Origin of the sequence: Mesorhizobium sp. WSM4906 (genome assembly GCF_029674625.1) — a bacterium.
Taxonomy (GTDB): domain Bacteria; phylum Pseudomonadota; class Alphaproteobacteria; order Rhizobiales; family Rhizobiaceae; genus Mesorhizobium.
The window spans coordinates 6,280,598-6,297,625 of the sequence record NZ_CP121355.1 but is presented as its reverse complement, the minus strand read 5'-3'; the positions used below and the strand labels follow the sequence as shown (position 1 = coordinate 6,297,625).

At 64.0% G+C, this 17,028-nt stretch carries 15 protein-coding genes; 11 read left to right on the top strand and 4 right to left on the bottom strand.

Annotated features, from left to right (window positions below; translation table 11 throughout):
• Positions 1-89: 89 nt before the first annotated feature.
• The gene (locus tag QAZ22_RS30465; protein WP_278204614.1) at positions 90-1,193 is read left to right on the top strand and encodes an ISAs1 family transposase; all 1,104 of its coding nucleotides are present in this window, start codon (positions 90-92) and stop codon (positions 1,191-1,193) included.
• A gap of 31 nt (positions 1,194-1,224) precedes the next feature.
• Here QAZ22_RS30465 and QAZ22_RS30460 read toward each other — a convergent pair whose 3' ends face one another.
• On the bottom strand, positions 1,225-1,461 hold the full coding sequence (locus QAZ22_RS30460) for a hypothetical protein (protein ID WP_278204613.1): 237 nt from the start codon (positions 1,459-1,461) through the stop codon (positions 1,225-1,227).
• 465 nt (positions 1,462-1,926) lie between these two features.
• Between QAZ22_RS30460 and hisS the strand changes: the two genes are divergently transcribed.
• The 6 genes from hisS (at position 1,927) to QAZ22_RS30430 (ending at position 9,414) form a co-directional block, all read left to right on the top strand.
• On the top strand, positions 1,927-3,519 hold the full coding sequence (hisS, locus tag QAZ22_RS30455; protein ID WP_278204612.1) for a histidine--tRNA ligase: 1,593 nt from the start codon (positions 1,927-1,929) through the stop codon (positions 3,517-3,519).
• Between the two features lie 174 nt (positions 3,520-3,693).
• The gene (locus QAZ22_RS30450; protein ID WP_278204611.1) at positions 3,694-4,812 is read left to right on the top strand and encodes an ATP phosphoribosyltransferase regulatory subunit; all 1,119 of its coding nucleotides are present in this window, start codon (positions 3,694-3,696) and stop codon (positions 4,810-4,812) included.
• Entirely contained in the window at positions 4,809-5,507 is a 699-nt protein-coding gene (gene hisG, locus QAZ22_RS30445) for an ATP phosphoribosyltransferase (RefSeq protein WP_278204610.1), read from the top strand. The genes QAZ22_RS30450 and hisG overlap by 4 nt, the downstream gene beginning before the upstream one ends.
• Before the next feature lie 314 nt (positions 5,508-5,821).
• Positions 5,822-7,582 carry an AMP-binding protein gene (locus QAZ22_RS30440; protein ID WP_278204609.1) on the top strand — a complete coding sequence of 587 codons (1,761 nt, stop codon included), beginning with the start codon at positions 5,822-5,824 and terminating at the stop codon, positions 7,580-7,582.
• Positions 7,583-7,588: 6 nt separating this feature from the next.
• Positions 7,589-8,215 (top strand): poly-gamma-glutamate hydrolase family protein, encoded by a 627-nt coding sequence (locus tag QAZ22_RS30435; RefSeq protein ID WP_347566958.1) that lies wholly within the window; start codon positions 7,589-7,591, stop codon positions 8,213-8,215.
• Positions 8,216-8,310: 95 nt separating this feature from the next.
• The gene (locus QAZ22_RS30430) at positions 8,311-9,414 is read left to right on the top strand and encodes a calcium:proton antiporter (protein WP_278204608.1); all 1,104 of its coding nucleotides are present in this window, start codon (positions 8,311-8,313) and stop codon (positions 9,412-9,414) included.
• A gap of 47 nt (positions 9,415-9,461) precedes the next feature.
• Here the strand turns inward: QAZ22_RS30430 and QAZ22_RS30425 are convergent, their stop codons facing one another.
• Positions 9,462-10,370 carry a hydrogen peroxide-inducible genes activator gene (locus tag QAZ22_RS30425; RefSeq protein ID WP_278204606.1) on the bottom strand — a complete coding sequence of 303 codons (909 nt, stop codon included), beginning with the start codon at positions 10,368-10,370 and terminating at the stop codon, positions 9,462-9,464.
• Positions 10,371-10,522: 152 nt separating this feature from the next.
• On the opposite strand from QAZ22_RS30425, the gene katG reads away from it, so the two are divergent.
• Positions 10,523-12,736, top strand: a complete 2,214-nt coding sequence (gene katG / locus QAZ22_RS30420) for a catalase/peroxidase HPI (RefSeq protein WP_278204605.1) — start codon at positions 10,523-10,525, stop codon at positions 12,734-12,736.
• 224 nt (positions 12,737-12,960) lie between these two features.
• On the opposite strand, the gene QAZ22_RS30415 is transcribed toward katG, so the two are convergent.
• Complete coding sequence (locus tag QAZ22_RS30415) at positions 12,961-13,638, bottom strand: MIP family channel protein (protein WP_278204603.1); 678 nt, start codon at positions 13,636-13,638, stop codon at positions 12,961-12,963.
• A 333-nt stretch (positions 13,639-13,971) separates the two neighbouring features.
• Here QAZ22_RS30415 and QAZ22_RS30410 point away from each other — a divergent pair, with 333 nt between their 5' ends.
• The 3 genes from QAZ22_RS30410 (at position 13,972) to QAZ22_RS30400 (ending at position 16,590) form a co-directional block, all read left to right on the top strand.
• The gene (locus tag QAZ22_RS30410) at positions 13,972-15,261 is read left to right on the top strand and encodes an RsmB/NOP family class I SAM-dependent RNA methyltransferase (RefSeq protein WP_278204602.1); all 1,290 of its coding nucleotides are present in this window, start codon (positions 13,972-13,974) and stop codon (positions 15,259-15,261) included.
• A gap of 96 nt (positions 15,262-15,357) precedes the next feature.
• Positions 15,358-15,816, top strand: a complete 459-nt coding sequence (locus tag QAZ22_RS30405) for a PaaI family thioesterase (RefSeq protein WP_040973884.1) — start codon at positions 15,358-15,360, stop codon at positions 15,814-15,816.
• Positions 15,817-15,951: 135 nt separating this feature from the next.
• The gene (locus QAZ22_RS30400; protein WP_278204601.1) at positions 15,952-16,590 is read left to right on the top strand and encodes a 5'-methylthioadenosine/S-adenosylhomocysteine nucleosidase; all 639 of its coding nucleotides are present in this window, start codon (positions 15,952-15,954) and stop codon (positions 16,588-16,590) included.
• A 12-nt stretch (positions 16,591-16,602) separates the two neighbouring features.
• On the opposite strand, the gene QAZ22_RS30395 is transcribed toward QAZ22_RS30400, so the two are convergent.
• Positions 16,603-16,920 carry a hypothetical protein gene (locus tag QAZ22_RS30395; RefSeq protein WP_278204600.1) on the bottom strand — a complete coding sequence of 106 codons (318 nt, stop codon included), beginning with the start codon at positions 16,918-16,920 and terminating at the stop codon, positions 16,603-16,605.
• Between the last annotated feature and the right edge of the window lie 108 nt (positions 16,921-17,028).

Genomic DNA, 17,028 nt, shown 5'->3' with positions numbered 1-17,028 from the left:
GGCAGGGGAATCGCACATGAGTAGAAAAGGACTCTTGTGCGGTATGTGGAAATCGATTCTGAGAGCCCTCTGGATGATCGGAGGTCGCGATGGTGTTTCTGGATGTATTCGGCGAGGTCCCGGATCCGCGGGACTTGACCGCGCAGCACCCGTTGCCCGAGATTTTGTTCGTCGCGCTCGCAGCGGTGCTTTGCGGGGCGACGCACTGCACGGAAATGGAGTTGTTTGCCAAGAACCGGCTCGATCTGTTGCGGCAGTTCATCCCGCTCGAACGCGGCGCGCCCAGCCACGACACCTTCAGCCGGGTGCTGGCGGCTCTCGATCCTGTCGCCCTCAACGAGGCCTTCATGCGCTTCATGGCCGCGTTCGGCGCGCAAGCGCGCATCGATGCGCCGACAGGCCAGGTCGCCATCGACGGCAAGAGCCTCAGACGCGCCTACGCCAAGGGTCGCTCGCATATGCCGCCGCTGGTGGTGACCGCCTTTGGCTGCGACACCTTCATGAGCCTGGCCCAGACCGTGGCCCAGGAGGGCGGCGAGGTGCAGGCCGCGATCGCGGCGCTCGAACTGTTGTCGCTCAAGGGGTTGACCGTCACCGCCGATGCCTTGCACTGCCATCGGCGCATGACCAAGACCGTGCGCGAGGGCGGCGGCCACTACGTCATCGCCATCAAGGGCAACCAGTCGAAACTGGCCACCGAAGCCAACGCCGCACTCGACAAGGCGGCGGCCAGCAAAGCAACCAAGTTCCATCAGACCGAAGAGGAGGCGCATGGTCGTCACGAGGTACGGCGCGCTTTCGTCATTCCCTTCGCACAGACGCCGGGCAAGAATGCCCTCGTCGACCTTTGCGCCATCGGCCGTGTCGAAAGCTGGCGCACCGTCAAGGGCAAGACCACACACAAGGTCCGCTGCTATGCACTGTCGCGCAAAATGCCGGCACGCGAACTGCTCGCCACAGTACGCCGCCACTGGAGCATCGAGAATGACCTGCACTGGCAACTCGACGTCCTGCTCGGCGAAGATCAACTCAGGGGTCGCAAGAACAACTCGGCCGCCAACCACGCCATACTGCGCCGCCTCACGCTCAATGTTCTCAGAGCCGATCCCGAAAACATTCCTCTCAGCCACAAACGACTCAAGGCACGATGGGCCGATCAAGACCTCCTCCGCCTCTTCACTCATATGCGATAGCCCTGCCCACAAGGGGGAGGGTGGGGAAAGCTCAAACGCCGCTCGCGCCCGCCAAGAACAGGCCGGCAATGATGGCCGCGACCGCTGCGAAGGCTGGGTAGATCACCAGCAGTCCGGTCACCAGCGCGTCGCGCACCGTCGGCTTTTGCGCTTCCGCCGCGACCTCGAACGGCCCGGCCGGCTGCTGCGCCGGCTTGGGCGTGCCTGCAGCCGGCCTCAGCCTGGTGGTGGGCGCGTCGCCCGCGATGATGTGTTCAGCCGTGGTCATGGCCCCGAACCCCTTGTTTCGGCGCGTTTTATCGTCTTCGATTGTGTCGGCAGCATGCCGCGCCGATGGCGGAATTGTTTCGTTTTTGCGCTGATTGTTTCGAAGTTCTTAAAGGCCCTCAACCCTGTAAGGGTGGGATATTGAAGTTTATTTCTTTGTTAGTCGGCGCCGCCCCTCATCGCCCTGCCGGGCACTTCTCCCCGTATAGTGACGGGGAGAAGGACGCTGCCGCCGCGGTTTTCGCCAATCACCAACGCTGGAGCTGTCGCGCCGGCGCCGAAGCTCCTCCTTCTCCCCGTCACTATACGGGGAGAAGGTGCCGGCAGGCGGATGAGGGGCGGCGCGGCGCCTGCAAACTATCGAACTATTCCAGTGGGTCTGCAAACGCTTGCCGCACCACTTGGCATGGGTTAGGACACGCCCGCTCCAGATAAGTCAGCGTTTACTTAGCGAAAAGACCCATCCATGGCCGACAAACCGGAAAAGACGAAAGCGCGGCTGCCGCGCGGTTTTGCCGACCGCGGCGCCGAAGACATCCGCGCCGTCGAGAAGATGATGGCGACCATCCGCTCGGTCTATGAGCTTTACGGTTTCGAGCCGGTCGACCAGCCGATGATCGAATACACCGATGCGCTGGGCAAATTCCTGCCCGACCAGGACCGGCCAAACGAAGGCGTCTTCTCCTTCCAGGACGACGACGACCAGTGGCTGTCGCTGCGCTATGATCTCACCGCGCCGACGGCGCGCTTCGTCGCCGAGAATTACGACCGCCTGCCGAAACCCTATCGCAGCTACCGCTCCGGCTGGGTGTTCCGCAACGAAAAGCCCGGTCCCGGCCGCTTCCGCCAATTCATGCAGTTCGACGCCGACACCATCGGCACGCCGGGCGTGGCGGCGGATGCCGAGATGGCGATGATGATGGCCGACGTCATGGAGGCATTGGGCATCAAGCGCGGCGACTACATCATCCGCGTCAACAACCGCAAGGTGCTAGATGGTGTGCTTGAGGCGATCGGCCTGGGCGGCGACCAGAATGCGGGTCGCCGGCTGACGGTGCTGCGCGCCATCGACAAGTTGGACAAAGTTGGGACGGACGGTGTTGGCGCTCTTCTTGGAAAAGGACGATTGGACGAGAGCGGCGACTTTACCAAGGGCGCAGGACTAACCGATCATCAGATCCGCCGGATGATAGAGGTATTCGGAAGTCCTGGCGGTTTCTGGGACTACGATATGGGTTCCGAAGGCGTCATTGCCGACGATAGGCGAACGATCGACACAAACGGAAAGACTTCGATTCTGAGCAATGCGTTTGCCATCGACGAGTTGCGCTTGGCCTTCTCCCACGAGCCACTGGCTCTGGATGGAATAAACGAACTCGCCGCAATCAATGACATGGTGCGTGCTGCTGGATACGGAAGCAATCGCATCCGCATCGACCCCTCCGTCGTGCGCGGTCTCGAATACTACACCGGCCCCGTCTTCGAGGCCGAGCTCCTGGCCGAGATCCCCAATGAGGACGGCCAAATCGTGCGCTTCGGCTCGGTCGGCGGCGGCGGCCGCTATGACGGGCTGGTCTCGCGCTTCCGCGGCGAGCCGGTGCCGGCGACCGGTTTCTCGATCGGCGTCTCCCGGCTGATGACGGCGCTGAAGAACCTCGGCAAGCTCGACACCTCCGATGTCGTCGCCCCGGTAGTCGTGCTGGTCATGGACAAGGACGTTGAAAGCCTCGGCCGTTACCAGAAGATGGTCGCAGACCTGCGCGCCGCCGGTATCCGCTCCGAAATGTATCTCGGCGGCGCCGGCATGAAGGCGCAGTTGAAATATGCCGACCGCCGCGGCAGCCCGATCGCCGTCATCCAGGGCGGCGACGAGCGCGCCAAGGGCGAGGTGCAGATCAAGGACCTCATCGAAGGCGCGCGCCTGTCGGCCGAGATCACCGACAACGCCGAATGGCGCGCGGCGCGGCCCGCCCAGGTGACTGTGGCGGAGGGCGAGCTGGTCGCCGAGGTGAAGAAGATCCTGGTGGCGCAGGCCGAGGAGCGGGCACGTGGGAAGTAGGGCGCCGACCTTCCCTTCCCCCCTTGTGGGGGAAGGTGGCCGAGCGAAGCTCGGTCGGATGAGGGGTGTTCCAGGGAACGCCGGCGTCTCATTCCGTCCAACACCCCTCATCCGTCTCGGCGCTGCGCGCCGATCCACCTTCTCCCACAAGGGGAGAAGGGGAGATGGCGCTTTATGACCTCCCGCCCCGCCATCGCCGCCGACATCACAAAACTCTTCGCCGAGCGCGACACGCGCGCCGTCGAAGTCGCCGTGCTGCAGCCGGCCGATCCGTTCCTCGACATGGCGGGGGAGGACCTGCGCCGCCGCATCTTCCTCACCGAGAGCGAGACCGGCAAGACGCTCTGTCTCAGGCCAGAATTCACCATCCCCGTCTGCCTCGACCACATCGCCAGCCAGGCCGGCACGCCGCGCCGTTATTCCTATCTCGGCGAGGTGTTCCGCCAGCGCCGCGAGGGCGGCAACGAGTTCTTCCAGGCCGGCATCGAGGATCTCGGCGACCGCGACACGGCCGCGGCCGACGCCCGCTCGCTGGCCGACGCGCATGCGCTGCTGTCGCTGGTGCTGCCCGGCCAGCAACTCGCCATCACTCTCGGCGACCAGACGATCTTCGAGGCCGTGCTGGCAGCGCTCGGCCTGCCGCGCGGCTGGCGCATGCGGCTGGCGCGCGCCTTCGGCTCGGCGCCGATGCTGGAAGCGGCGCTCGCCGATCTCGCCAATCCGCCGCGCAACAGCCAGCTCTCCGGCCCGGTCGCCTTGCTGGTGCTCGACGGCGATGCGGACGGGCTTGCCGCGCATATCGCCGCCGGCATGGAGGAGGCTGGCCTGTCGGCTTCGTCCGGCCGCGCGCCCGCCGACATAGCGCGGCGGCTGATCGAGAAGGCGCAGCTGCGCAGCGTGCGGCTGTCCGACGAGGCTTTCTCGGCGCTGAAGGGCTTTCTCGAGATCGACGTCGCGCTGGATGGCGCCACGGAAGCGCTGGAAAAATTCGCCGCCGATGCCGGCCTGTCGCTGGGCGCGGCGCTGGAGAATTTCGCCGCCCGCGCCGAGGCGATCGAGGCGCATGGCCTGCCGATGGCGGCAATCCGCTACGACGCCGCCTTCGGCCGTCCGCTCGATTACTACACCGGGCTCGTTTTCGAGATCGCCGCAGCTGATGCCGATCGCCCGCTGGTCGGCGGCGGCCGCTACGACAGGCTGCTGACGCTGCTCGGCGCGAAGAAGCCGATCCCCGGCGTCGGCTTCTCGGTGTGGCTCGACCGCATCGAGGCCTTGCGGGAGAGCGCCAAATGATCACGCTGGCGATCCCGTCGAAAGGCCGTCTCAAGGAACAGTCGCTGGAAGTCCTGGCCAAGGCCGGTCTGGCGGTGACCTTGCCGCAAGACGATCGCAAATACCGCGCCCGCATCGATGGCCTCGATAATGTCGAGGTGGCCTTCCTGTCGGCGTCCGAAATCGCCGGCGAGATCGGTCAGGGCACGGTCGATCTCGGCATCACCGGCGAGGACCTTTTGCGCGAGAACCTCGCCGATTGGGAAGCGCGCGCCGAGATCGTCGCCCGCCTCGGCTTCGGCCATGCCGATGTCGTTGTGGCGGTGCCGGACATCTGGCTCGATGTCGAGACCATGACCGACCTCGACGACGTTGCCGCCGATTTCCGCCAGCGCCATGGCCGACGCCTCAGGATTGCCACCAAATACTGGCGGCTGACACAGCAGTTCTTTTCGCTCAAGCACGGCATCCAGGTCTACCGCATCGTCGAAAGCCTCGGCGCCACCGAAGGCGCGCCGGCGGCGGGTCTGGCCGATGTCATCGTCGACATCACCACCACCGGCTCGACCTTGCGCGCCAACCACCTCAAGGTGCTGGGCGATGGCGTGATCCTGAACTCGCAGGCCTGTCTCGTCGCATCCAGGAATAGACGAGATGTGGCAGACGAAGCCGTCTTGCGCGATATTGCGGTGAAGATGGCGTCAGTGAAGAAATAAATAGCCGAGGTCGGCGCCGCCCCTCATTGTCCTACCGGACATTTCTCCTCGTAAACGGGAGAAAGAAGCTGGCCGCAGCCTCGGCATTCTTCCTGCAACATCGACAGTTGGCGAAATCATCGGTGACGCGCCCTTTCTCCCCGTAGCTATAAGGGGAGAAATGTCCGGCAGGACAATGAGGGGCAGCGCCAAACGTGTCGAAGCAGATCGCCAAAGCGGGCATTGGAACCGCAGGCGGTTGCTCTGCCTACCTTTGGCGGATTTCCACCGCCGCCATCGGCTGATAGGCTCACGCATCCCGGGAGGAGACGGCGATGGCGATCAATCTCGACGAGCTCAAGAGCGCCAGCAATCTGCGGGGGCGCGGAGGCACCTTCATCGCTCCGGTGGACGGCAGGGCGCATGTTTCGGGCGATCGCTCGGTGCCCTTGCTCGACAAGACCATTCCGGAACTGTTTTCCGATACGGTGAGCAGATACGCCACTCTCGACGCCGCCGTCTTCGTCGGCCAGGACAAGCGCTTCACCTGGAGCGAGCTTTCGGACACGGTCGATGCTTTAGCCGCCGGCTTTCTGGCGCTCGGGTTGGAGAAGGGCGATCGCGTCGGCATCTGGTCGCCCAACCGCTGGGAATGGCTGGTGACGCAGTTCGCCACCGCGCGCATCGGCCTGATCCTGGTCAATATCAATCCGGCCTACCGGCTGACCGAGCTGGAATATGCCCTCAACAAGGTCGCGTGCAAGGCGCTGGTCACCGCCGTCAGCTTCAAGACCTCCGACTATCTCGGCATGATCGAGACGCTGGCGCCGGAGATCGCCACTGCCGAGCCGGGCAAGCTCAAGGCAAGAAAGCTGCCGGCGCTGAAGATCGTCATTCGCATGGGCGACGACAATTCGCCCGGCATGTTCAATTTCGGCGATGTGCTCGCCATGGCCGGCCGCGACGAGCATGACAGCCTCGATCGCATTTCCGAAAGCCTGAAGCCCGGCGACGCCATCAACATCCAGTTCACGTCAGGTACGACGGGCGCGCCGAAGGGCGCGACGCTCACCCACTTGAACATCGTCAACAACGGCAATTTCGTCACTTCGGCCATCAGGCTCACCGTCGACGACCGGCTGTGCATCCCGGTGCCGCTCTATCATTGCTTCGGCATGTCGATGGGCACGATGGGCTGCGTCACCAAGGGCGCGACCATGGTCTTCCCAGGCGAAGGTTTTGACGCCGGCGCGACGCTCAAGGCGATCGCGCAGGAGCGCTGCACAGGCGTCTATGGCGTGCCGACCATGTTCGTCGCCATGCTCGATCACGCCGATTTCCCGACCTTCGACCTCTCCAGCCTGCGCACCGGCATCATGGCCGGCTCGCCATGCCCGATCGAGGTGATGAAGAAGGTCGTGTCGCTGATGCATATGAGCCAAGTGACCATCGCCTATGGCATGACCGAGACCAGCCCGGTCTCCTTCCAGAGCAGCGTCGACGACCCGTTGGACAAGCGCGTCTCCACCGTCGGCCGCATCCATCCGCATGTCGAGGTCAAGGCGGTCGGCGCCGACGGCGCGACCGTCGCGGCCGGCGCGCCTGGCGAGCTCTGCACGCGCGGCTATTCTGTGATGAAGGGCTATTGGGACGACGCCGAGAAGACGCGCGAAGCGGTCGACGCCGACGGCTGGATGCACACCGGCGACCTCGCGACAATAGACGCGGAAGGCTATTGCAACATCGTCGGCCGGGTGAAGGACATGGTCATCCGCGGCGGCGAGAACGTCTATCCGCGCGAGGTCGAGGAGTTCCTCTATCGCCATCCCAAGATCAAGGAAGTGCAGGTCTTCGGCATCCCCGACGACAAGTATGGCGAGGAACTCTGCGCCTGGATCGTGCTGAAGCCCGGTCAGATCGCTACCGAGCAGGAAATCAAGGCCTTCTGCGCCGGCCAGATCGCGCACTACAAGGTGCCGCGCTACATCCGCTTCCGCACCGAACTGCCGATGACGGTGACCGGCAAGCCGCAAAAATTCCTGATGCGCGAGGCGATGGTCGAGGAACTGGGGTTGGTGGCGCAGAAGACGGCGTGAAACGGCATCTATGGACAACGAGTTTCCAATTTCGCGGCGCTGAAAGCCGCCAAAATCGAAAACATAGATTATCGCATAGTCGTCCGGCGCGGAGGCCGAACCGGCAGTGCGATCGTCATGGCCCCGCATGGCGGCAAGATCGAGCCCCGCACCTCCTTGATCACCGAGGCGATAGCAGGGCGCGATCTCGATATGTATTGCTTTGAAGGGCTCATGCCGGAGAGCAACCGAGAGCTGCACATAACGTCCAGGAACTTTGACGAGGAGTCCGCGCTGGAACTGTTGCGGACGAAGTCCACTGTCGTCGCTATCCACGGTCGTCAGGATCGGGACGACCCCTCGACAGTCTACTTGGGAGGCAAAGACGCTGCGTTGGTTTCGGTGATAGCCTGGCGTCTACAGGAGGCCGATTTCCAGACGAAAAAGGACAACCATCCCTTTCCAGGTATCCAGGATTCGAACATCGTCAACCGAGGATTGACGGGGAAAGGAGCACAGCTGGAAGTGCCCTTGTCGTTGCGCCGTCGACTGGGGAGCGAGCCGGAACTTCTGGAAAGATTCTGTGGGGCGGTTCGCACGGCCATTGTGACATTCGATGCCGAAAATGGTGCCCAGTCCTCGATCGTGTTTTGAATGCTGCGCTTGGCAGGCAAAGATGCCCGTGAGAGGTGCTCCCGACGTGCTTTTCCGCTAAGTTCGCGGAAACGCACGGCGTTTGGGGGGCTTGAATGACTGGTTCCGCACGGTCGGCGACTTCCTACGCGATGCCATTGATCGCCCTGGTGATGGCTGTCGCGGTCAGAGCCAGCGGTTTTTCGGTGGACGAAGGTTCGCTGAGCGTCAGGATTCTCGTTGGGGCGCTTTCGAGCGCGATCATGTTCACCACCATTTTCGTGGTGCTCGACCACGCCGAGGCAGTGGCCCGGCGCGTGGGGGAGCCGTACGGAACATTGGTGCTGACCTTTGCCGTGACGGCGATCGAAGTGTCGATCATCGTGTCCATGATGCTGCATGGAGCGAACAACCCGACACTGGCACGCGAGTCCGTTTTCTCGACGGTGATGATCGCCTCCACCGGCGTTGTCGGCACGTGCCTCACGCTTGGCGGCTGGCGTCATCGCAAGCAGGCAATCGTTCGCCAGGGGACCAGCGCGTATCTGGCGGTTCTGGTTGCCCTGACCGTCATGACGCTTGTGCTGCCGACCTACACTCAAACGACGGATCCCGGCACGTTTTCGGCAGCTCAGCTTGGTTTTGTAAGCGTCCTTTCGGTGCTGCTCTATGCAAGTTTCGTGTTCGCCCAGACCGTCCGGCACCGGGAAGACTTCGTCCAGGAACAGGCGCACGAGGTTTCGACGCGAACCGCCCCTCACGAAAGCGTTTCCGTCGGCCTCCTGCTGCTGTTGAGCGGGCTGGTCGGAATCGTCATGCTCGCCGAGCAGGTCGCCGCGGGTGTCGAGGACACGCTCGTTGCCTACCAGGTGACCCAGGCCGACAGTATCGTGGGAGCGTTGATCGCGGGGCTGGTTTTGATGCCGGAGGCCATTTCGGCGGTTCGCGCCTCGCTCAACAATGAGCTGCAGCGCGGCTTGAACGTCGCGATGGGTTCGGCTTGCGCCACGATCGGTCTGACGATACCGGCGGTCGCGGCCGCCAGCCTGCTGACGGGCAGAGGCTTGACCTTGGGGCTTCCGTCGGCTGACGCGGTCCTTTTGGTCTTGGCGCTCCTCATATGCAACGTAAGCTTCAGCACCGAAAGAACGACGTTCCTGACGGGAATGGTTCATATCGTGGTGTTTTTTACCTACGTGTTTCTGATATTTGTGCCGTGAAGCTTGCCGATCGGATCCGGGATGAGGACAAGCTGGCGACGCCGGCGTTAGCTCGCCAGCACCGCTGCATCCAAGCCCCGTATGATCTTCGCCAGCTCCAGGCATTCGTCCTGGCGCACCTTGTTCTTCCGCCATGCGAGGCAGATCATGCGCTGCGGCATCGGTTCCTGGAACGGCACGATCCTCAAGTCCGGCATGACGCCGGCGGCACTTGCGGCCATTTCCGGCACCAGCGTCACCCCCAGCCCGTGCGCCACCATCTGCAGGAGTGTAGTGAGACTGGTGGCGCCATAGCTTGCCATCGCCACCGGCCGCACGTTGCCGCAGACGGCCAAAGCCTGCTCGCGCAGGCAGTGGCCTTCTTCCAAGAGCATCAGTCGCTCCAGCGCCGGGCTTTCCGGCGGCACCGGCGGCGAGGCGAAGGCGGGGTCGCCCGCCGGCACGGCGAGGAAGAAGCGGTCGGGGAAAAGCTCCTCGGTGGCGAGCCCGGGATAGTCGAGCGGCAGCGCGGCGATGAACGCGTCGAGCCGACCCGAGACGTTGTCCTCGACCAGCGATGCGGTCACCGCCTCGCGTAGCTCGAGCTGCAGGGCGGGGAAGTGCCTCTTCAATTCCGGCAGCACCCGCGGCAGGAGATAGGGCGCAACCGTCGGGATGATGCCCAGCCGGAAGCGGCCTTCCATGGCGGGACGGCCACGCCTGGCAGTCGTCTCGACGTCACGTATGTCGGCGAGTATGCGCTCGATGCGCGGCTGCAGGGCAATCGCTTCGTCGGTCATCCGCACCGTCCTGCCGCCGCGCTCGAACAGGAGGCAGTTCAGCCGTTGCTCCATTTCCGAAATCTGGGCGGAGAGCGCCGGCTGGCTGACGCCGGCGAGCTTCGCGGCGTGGCCGAAATGCAGCGTTTGCGCCAGCGCGTCGAAATAGAGCATCTGTCGGACGGTGAGACCAATCATAAGAAAATCCTATCGGAAAAAATAGCAAAGGCAATTTGTCTTTATCGCCAAGCCGACCTAGTCTGGAATCATTCCAGATTGGCGCGGCCGCTGGCTGGCCCAGAAATCCGCGCAGTATCAATCTCGGCAAAAATTCAACCTCGGAGAGTAAGATGGACGCGAAAACCGACGACAACAGCGCTGGCAAATGCCCTGTGGCGCATGGATCCGCCGGCAGGACCAATCGCGATTGGTGGCCGAACCAGCTCGACCTTGCCGTTCTTCATCAGCAGTCGAACCTCTCGGACCCGATGGGCGAGGATTTCGACTATGCCAAGGAATTTGCGAGTCTCGATCTCGACGCGGTGATCAAGGACCTCACCCATGTCATGACCGATTCGCAGGACTGGTGGCCGGCCGACTTCGGTCACTACGGACCGCTGTTCATTCGCATGGCTTGGCACAGCGCCGGCACCTATCGCATCGGCGACGGCCGCGGCGGCGCCGGCGCCGGTCAGCAGCGGTTCGCGCCGCTCAACAGCTGGCCGGACAATGCCAATCTCGACAAGGCCCGCCGGCTGCTCTGGCCGGTCAAGCAAAAATACGGCCGCAAGATCTCCTGGGCCGACCTGATGATCCTCGCCGGCAACGTCGCGTTGGAATCGATGGGCTTCAAGACCTTCGGTTTCGCCGGCGGCCGCGCCGATGTCTGGGAGCCGGAGCAGGACGTCGACTGGGGTTCCGAAACCAAGTGGCTGGACGACCAGCGCTATTCCGGCGACCGCGAGCTGCAAGGCCATCTCGGCGCGGTGCAGATGGGCCTGATTTACGTCAACCCGGAAGGCCCGAACGGCAAGCCGGACCCGCTCGCGGCTGCGCGCGACATTCGCGAGACCTTCCGCCGCATGGCGATGAATGACGAGGAGACCGTGGCGCTGATCGCCGGCGGCCACACGTTCGGCAAGACGCACGGCGCTGGTGATGCAGCACTTGTGGGCGTGGAGCCGGAAGGCGCCGGCATCGAGGCGCAGGGCCTCGGCTGGTCGAGCAAATATGCCAGCGGCATTGCCGGCGACGCCATCACTTCGGGCCTCGAGGTCACCTGGACCACGACGCCGACCAAATGGAGCAACAATTTCTTCGACAACCTGTTCAACTACGAATGGGAGCTGACGAAGAGCCCGGCCGGCGCCAATCAGTGGACGCCGAAAGGCGGCGCCGGCGCCGGCACGGTGCCGGACGCGCACAATGCATCCAAGCATCATGCGCCGGCCATGCTCACCACCGACCTCTCGCTGCGCTTCGACCCAGCCTATGAGAAGATTGCGCGCCGCTTCCACCAGCATCCCGACCAGTTTGCCGACGCCTTCGCCCGCGCCTGGTTCAAGCTCACCCATCGCGACATGGGGCCGGTGGTTCGCTATCTCGGCCCGCTCGTGCCGAAGGAAGAGCTGATCTGGCAGGATCCGATCCCGGCGATCGACCACGAGCTGGTGAGCGAAGCGGACATCGCCGCGCTGAAGGCGAAGATCCTGGCCTCCGGCCTCTCGGTCTCCGAGCTGGTCTCGACCGCCTGGGCTTCCGCCTCGACCTTCCGCGGCTCGGACAAGCGCGGCGGCGCCAATGGCGGCCGCATCCGCCTTGAGCCCCAGAAGGACTGGGACGTCAATCAGCCGGCTCAACTGTCGAAGGTGCTGGCGAAGCTCGAAGCCATCCAGGAGGAGTTCAACGCGGCGCAGACGGGCGACAAGAAGGTCTCGCTTGCCGATCTCATCGTGCTCGGCGGCGTCGCCGCGGTCGAGAAGGCCGCCAAGGATGGCGGCAATGAAGTGAAGGTGCCATTCACGCCGGGCCGGATGGATGCCTCGCAGGAGCAGACGGATGTCGAGTCCTTCGCGGCGCTCGAGCCGAGGGCCGACGGCTTCCGCAGCTACGTCCGCGGCAAGCTGCCGATGTCCGTCGAGGCGATGCTGGTCGACCGCGCGCAGCTGCTGACGCTGACGGCGCCGGAAATGACGGTGCTGGTCGGCGGCCTGCGTGTGCTCGGCGCCAACGCCGGCGGCTCCAAGCATGGCGTGTTCACCGACAAGCCCGGGACGCTGACCAACGACTTCTTCGTCAATCTGCTTTCGATGGCGACGGTCTGGGATCCGGCTGCGGGCACCGAGCCCGGCGCGGAGGAGGTCTATGAGGCGCGCGACCGCAAGACCAAGCAGGTCAAATGGACCGGCACGCGCGCCGATCTGATCTTCGGCTCGCACTCGCAATTGCGTGCGCTGGCCGAGGTCTACGGCTCGGCCGACGCCAAGCAGAAGTTCGTCAAGGACTTCGTCAAGGCCTGGACGAAGGTGATGAACCTCGACCGTTTCGAGATCGCCGCGAAGTAAAGCATGTCTCCCGAAAGTGGGAACCGGTTTCGGGACAAAGACATGCATAAAACCAAAACCTAAAGCGCACAGAGCGAATCTGAAAGATCGCGATGCGCTTTAGGGCTCATCCTCCCAAAGAAAAAGGCGCGGGTTCAGGCCTGCGCCTTTTGCATTGAGCCGAAGCAATTCCCAGAAAAGTGTACGGCGGTTTCCGTCCGGAATTGCTTCAAGAAACCGAGATATCAGTCTTTTTCGAAGATTCCCGCCTTGGCGACGACGCCGGCAATGGCGCCGCCGATCAACGGTGCGACGATGAACAGCCAGAGCTGGCTGAGCGCCGCGCCGCCCGAGAACAGCGCCGGGCCGATCGAGCGCGCCGGGTTGACCGAGGTGCCCGTCACCGGGATCATGGCGAAGTGAATCCCCGCCAGAGTCAGGCCGATGACCAGGCCGGCGAAGGCGGTGGTGTGCTTGGCGTTGGTGACGCCGAGGATCACGGTGACGAAGGTGAAGGTGCCGATCAGCTCCCACAGGAAGGCCGAGCTCATGCCCCATTTCGCCTCGTCCCAGCCATTGGCGCCGAAACCGCCGGTGTGGCCGCCCGCCTGGCCTGTGACGATGATCCACAGCGCCAGCGAAGCGATGATGGCGCCGATGACCTGCGCGATCCAGTAAGGGACGACATCCTTGGCTGGCATCCGTCCCGCGAGGAACACGCCGAGCGTCACCGCCGGATTGAGATGCGCGCCCGAGATCGGGCCGATCGCATAGGCCGCCGCGATCAGGCCGATGCCGAACGCCAGGCCGATGCCTTCCTGGCCGAGCGGCAGCGCGCCGCCGAAACCGCCCGTGACCACGGAGGCCGTACCGATGAACACCAACAAAAACGTGCCTAGAACTTCTGCCAGATAAGTCTTCATTGCCCTCTCCTCGTGAGGATCCGTCAAAGCGCGTTTCCCGCGCCGCGAATCACAGGCGAAAGAGTATTCCTGCCGGCAAAACTTGGAAAGCCGAGTGGTTAATCCAGCAGGCTTGCTTGTATCCGCCAGTCAAAACATTAGAAAACTTTCATGTTCCCATCGATTTGTTCTTGTTTTCCGTCGGCGGCCGACTGCTGCGAAAAAGCATTCCGTCTGTTGCAGGCAGCATGGCGTTGGACAGGTCGTTTTGGCCTCGCCGCAACAGAACTGTTTCAATCGGAGCAGGAAAGGCTCTAAGAGCAGGGCTGAAAGCAACGGTAGACGGAAGCAGGAATGAGACTGGGCGGAAGGCTGGCGGCGGCCATCGAAGTGCTGGAAGACATCGGCAGGCGCCACCGGCCGGTGGCCGACGCTCTGCGCGACTGGGGCCTGTCGCATCGCTTTGCCGGCGGCGGCGACCGGGCGGCGATCGGCAACATCGTCTACGACGCGCTGCGCCGCAGGCGCTCGGCCGGCTGGCTCTTCGGCGAGGACACGCCCCGCGCCACCGGCTTCGGCGCGCTGCTCTTGGAATGGGGCCAGACCGCGCGGTCGCTGAACGAGGCGCTCGACGGCGACAAGTTCGCGCCGCCGCTGCTCAGCGCCGCCGAACTGAAAGCCGCGGCCGAGCGCAGGCTCGCCGACGCGCCCGACGCCGTGCGGGCCGATGTTCCGGACTGGTGCGCGCCGCTGCTCGAGCAGGCCTATGGCGAAGATTGGGTCGAGGAGGGGGCGGCTCTTGCGACGCGTCCGCCGCTGGATCTCAGGGTCAATGCCTTGCTGTCCGACCGCGGCAAGGTGCTGGCCGAACTCAAGGGCACGGGTGCAGCACCTGCAGCGATCGCGCCGCTCGGCATCCGCATCCCGCCGATCGACGGCGACGGCAGGCATCCGAACGTCCAGGCCGAGCCAGCCTTCCAGAAAGGCTGGTTCGAAGTGCAGGACGAGGGTTCGCAGCTTGCTGCCGCACTTGCGGGTGCCGCGCCCGGCATGCAGGTGCTCGACTATTGCGCAGGCGCCGGCGGCAAGACGCTGGCGCTGTCGGCCGAGATGGGCAATACAGGCCAGCTTTTCGCCCACGACGCGGAGAAGGTGCGGCTGGCGCCGATCTTCGAACGCATCCGTCGCGCGCACAGCCGCAATATCCAGATCGTCAGCAAGCCCGCCGAGCTCACGCCGCTTACCGCGCATATGGACATCGTGCTCATCGACGCGCCCTGCACCGGCAGCGGCACCTGGCGCCGCCGGCCCGACGCCAAGTGGCGGTTGACCGAAAGGCAGCTCGACGCCCGCAAAGGCGAGCAGCAGGCGATCCTCGACACGGCGCAGGCTTTTGTGAAACCCGGCGGACTGCTCGTCTACATCACCTGCTCGGTGTTCGATGCCGAAAACGGCGAGCAGGTCGCGGCCTTCCGCGAACGCCACGGCGACTTTGCGCCGGTCGACCATCGAGAGCTTTGGGATGCCCGTTTCCCCGGCCATGAAGACGCTGCGCGCATCGCCGGCACCGGCGGCATCTCGCTGTCGCCGGCGCTCAGCGGCACCGACGGCTTCTATTTCCATGCCCTGCGCAGGGCAGCCTGAGGGCAGGCAGCGTTTTGCTGCGCTGCAACATAAGAGATTGCCTGTCTTGGCTGCCTCTGCAATAAGCTTCGCCAGCAAACGTGAAGGCGAAGGGCCATGGCAGCCAAGATCGTACCCGCTCCCGACTATGAGGATCGCGTCAGGACTTCCTTTGCCCGCCAAAAGGCGATGGCCACCATTGGCGCGGAGCTGACGCTGGTCACGCCCGGCATCATCGAGATCGAGATGCCTTACGCGCCGTCGCTCACCCAGCAGCACGGCTTCCTGCACGCCGGCGTCATCTCGACCGCGTTGGACTCGGCCTGCGGCTATGCCGCGTTCTCGTTGATGCCGCAGAATTCCAGCGTGCTGACCATCGAATTCAAGGTCAATCTGCTCGCGCCGGGCAGGGGCGAGCGCTTCCTGTTCCGCGGCTCGGTGACAAAGCCCGGCCGCACCATCATCGTTGCCGACGGCCAGGCCTACGCCTTCGCGGCCGACGGCGAGGCCAAGCTGATCGCCACCATGACCGGCACGATGATGACGGTTGTCGGCCGCGACGGTATTGAGGGGTGAGGAGCGGTCCCGTAGCGGACGAAAAGCCGCCAAATGGGCTTTTCGAGCGACGAACGCCCGGAGCCATAGCGAAGGGCTGGGCGAGGGCACGTTGCCCTTTCTCTTCGCCGGGCAACAGACAAGAGGTAGAGCGTCATGACCGATAAAGCGTCACGTCTTTCGGGCAAGTCCGTTCTCTTCGTCATGGCCGCGGAGGCCGAATACGGGCCGCATCTCAAGGGGCTTTTCACGCCGCTGATGACCGGCGTCGGTCCGGTCGAGGCCGCGGTGCGGCTGGGCGCGGAGCTTGCGGCGCTCAAGGCGCAGGACGCGCTCCCGGATCTCGTCGTCTCGCTCGGTTCCGCGGGAAGCCGGACGCTGGAGCAGACCGAAATCTACCAGGCCGTGTCGGTGAGCTACCGTGACATCGACGCCTCCCCGCTCGGCTTCGAGAAGGGCGCCACGCCGTTCCTCGACCTGCCGGTGACGGTGCCGCTGCCCTTTGTCATCCCCGGCATCAGGAGCGCGACGCTGTCGACCGGTGGTGCGATCGTCACCGGCGCCGCCTATGACGCGATCGACGCCGACATGGTCGACATGGAGACCTTCGCCTGCCTGCGCGCCTGCCAGCTGTTCGGCGTGCCGCTGATCGGCCTGCGCGGCATTTCCGACGGCGCCGCCGATCTCAGGCACGTCGGCGACTGGACGGAGTATCTGCACGTCATCGACGAAAAGCTGGCCGCGGCAATAGGTTTGCTCGAGCAGGCGATCGGCGGTGGTCTGCTGGATGGCTGAGAGCTATTGGGATCAAGCAGCCAGGCGCTGCGGATCGCCGAAATCGATGCGTGCAATGCGTCCACGGGCGGCGCCGGTCGCATCGATATAGTCGATCGCTCCCGGTGTATGATCGAGCTTCCACGTGCCGGCGGGACCGTCTTTCCATTCGACCCTGTAGCCGTCGTCCAACAGCGTCCAAAGTCCGTGGAAGCGTGTGCCGTCCGGCAAGAGCATATGCGCCCGATCCTCGGTTTCGTAGTGGATGAAGGCGTTCTTGCCGCCCATGTCGATGACATGTGTGGTGCCGACCATGATAATGGCCAGGGCGTCCCTGTTCAGTATCGTCATTGTCCCTATCCATGGGTTCGCGTTTCGAAATGCCTCGACGGCAGGAATATCGTCAAGTATCTTGACTATATGGAGTTTGGATCGAGTGGTCAAGGAGCTTGACGAAAG

Bases quoted from the DNA above. Each gene is read 5' to 3' on its own strand.
- QAZ22_RS30465 (WP_278204614.1), top strand. From the start codon at position 90: ATGGTGTTTCTGGATGTATTCGGCGAGGTCCCGGATCCGCGGGACTTG.
- QAZ22_RS30460 (WP_278204613.1), bottom strand. From the start codon at position 1,461: ATGACCACGGCTGAACACATCATCGCGGGCGACGCGCCCACCACCAGG.
- hisS (WP_278204612.1), top strand. From the start codon at position 1,927: ATGGCCGACAAACCGGAAAAGACGAAAGCGCGGCTGCCGCGCGGTTTT.
- QAZ22_RS30450 (WP_278204611.1), top strand. From the start codon at position 3,694: ATGACCTCCCGCCCCGCCATCGCCGCCGACATCACAAAACTCTTCGCC.
- hisG (WP_278204610.1), top strand. From the start codon at position 4,809: ATGATCACGCTGGCGATCCCGTCGAAAGGCCGTCTCAAGGAACAGTCG.
- QAZ22_RS30440 (WP_278204609.1), top strand. From the start codon at position 5,822: ATGGCGATCAATCTCGACGAGCTCAAGAGCGCCAGCAATCTGCGGGGG.
- QAZ22_RS30430 (WP_278204608.1), top strand. From the start codon at position 8,311: ATGACTGGTTCCGCACGGTCGGCGACTTCCTACGCGATGCCATTGATC.
- QAZ22_RS30425 (WP_278204606.1), bottom strand. From the start codon at position 10,370: ATGATTGGTCTCACCGTCCGACAGATGCTCTATTTCGACGCGCTGGCG.
- katG (WP_278204605.1), top strand. From the start codon at position 10,523: ATGGACGCGAAAACCGACGACAACAGCGCTGGCAAATGCCCTGTGGCG.
- QAZ22_RS30415 (WP_278204603.1), bottom strand. From the start codon at position 13,638: ATGAAGACTTATCTGGCAGAAGTTCTAGGCACGTTTTTGTTGGTGTTC.
- QAZ22_RS30410 (WP_278204602.1), top strand. From the start codon at position 13,972: ATGAGACTGGGCGGAAGGCTGGCGGCGGCCATCGAAGTGCTGGAAGAC.
- QAZ22_RS30405 (WP_040973884.1), top strand. From the start codon at position 15,358: ATGGCAGCCAAGATCGTACCCGCTCCCGACTATGAGGATCGCGTCAGG.
- QAZ22_RS30400 (WP_278204601.1), top strand. From the start codon at position 15,952: ATGACCGATAAAGCGTCACGTCTTTCGGGCAAGTCCGTTCTCTTCGTC.
- QAZ22_RS30395 (WP_278204600.1), bottom strand. From the start codon at position 16,920: ATGACGATACTGAACAGGGACGCCCTGGCCATTATCATGGTCGGCACC.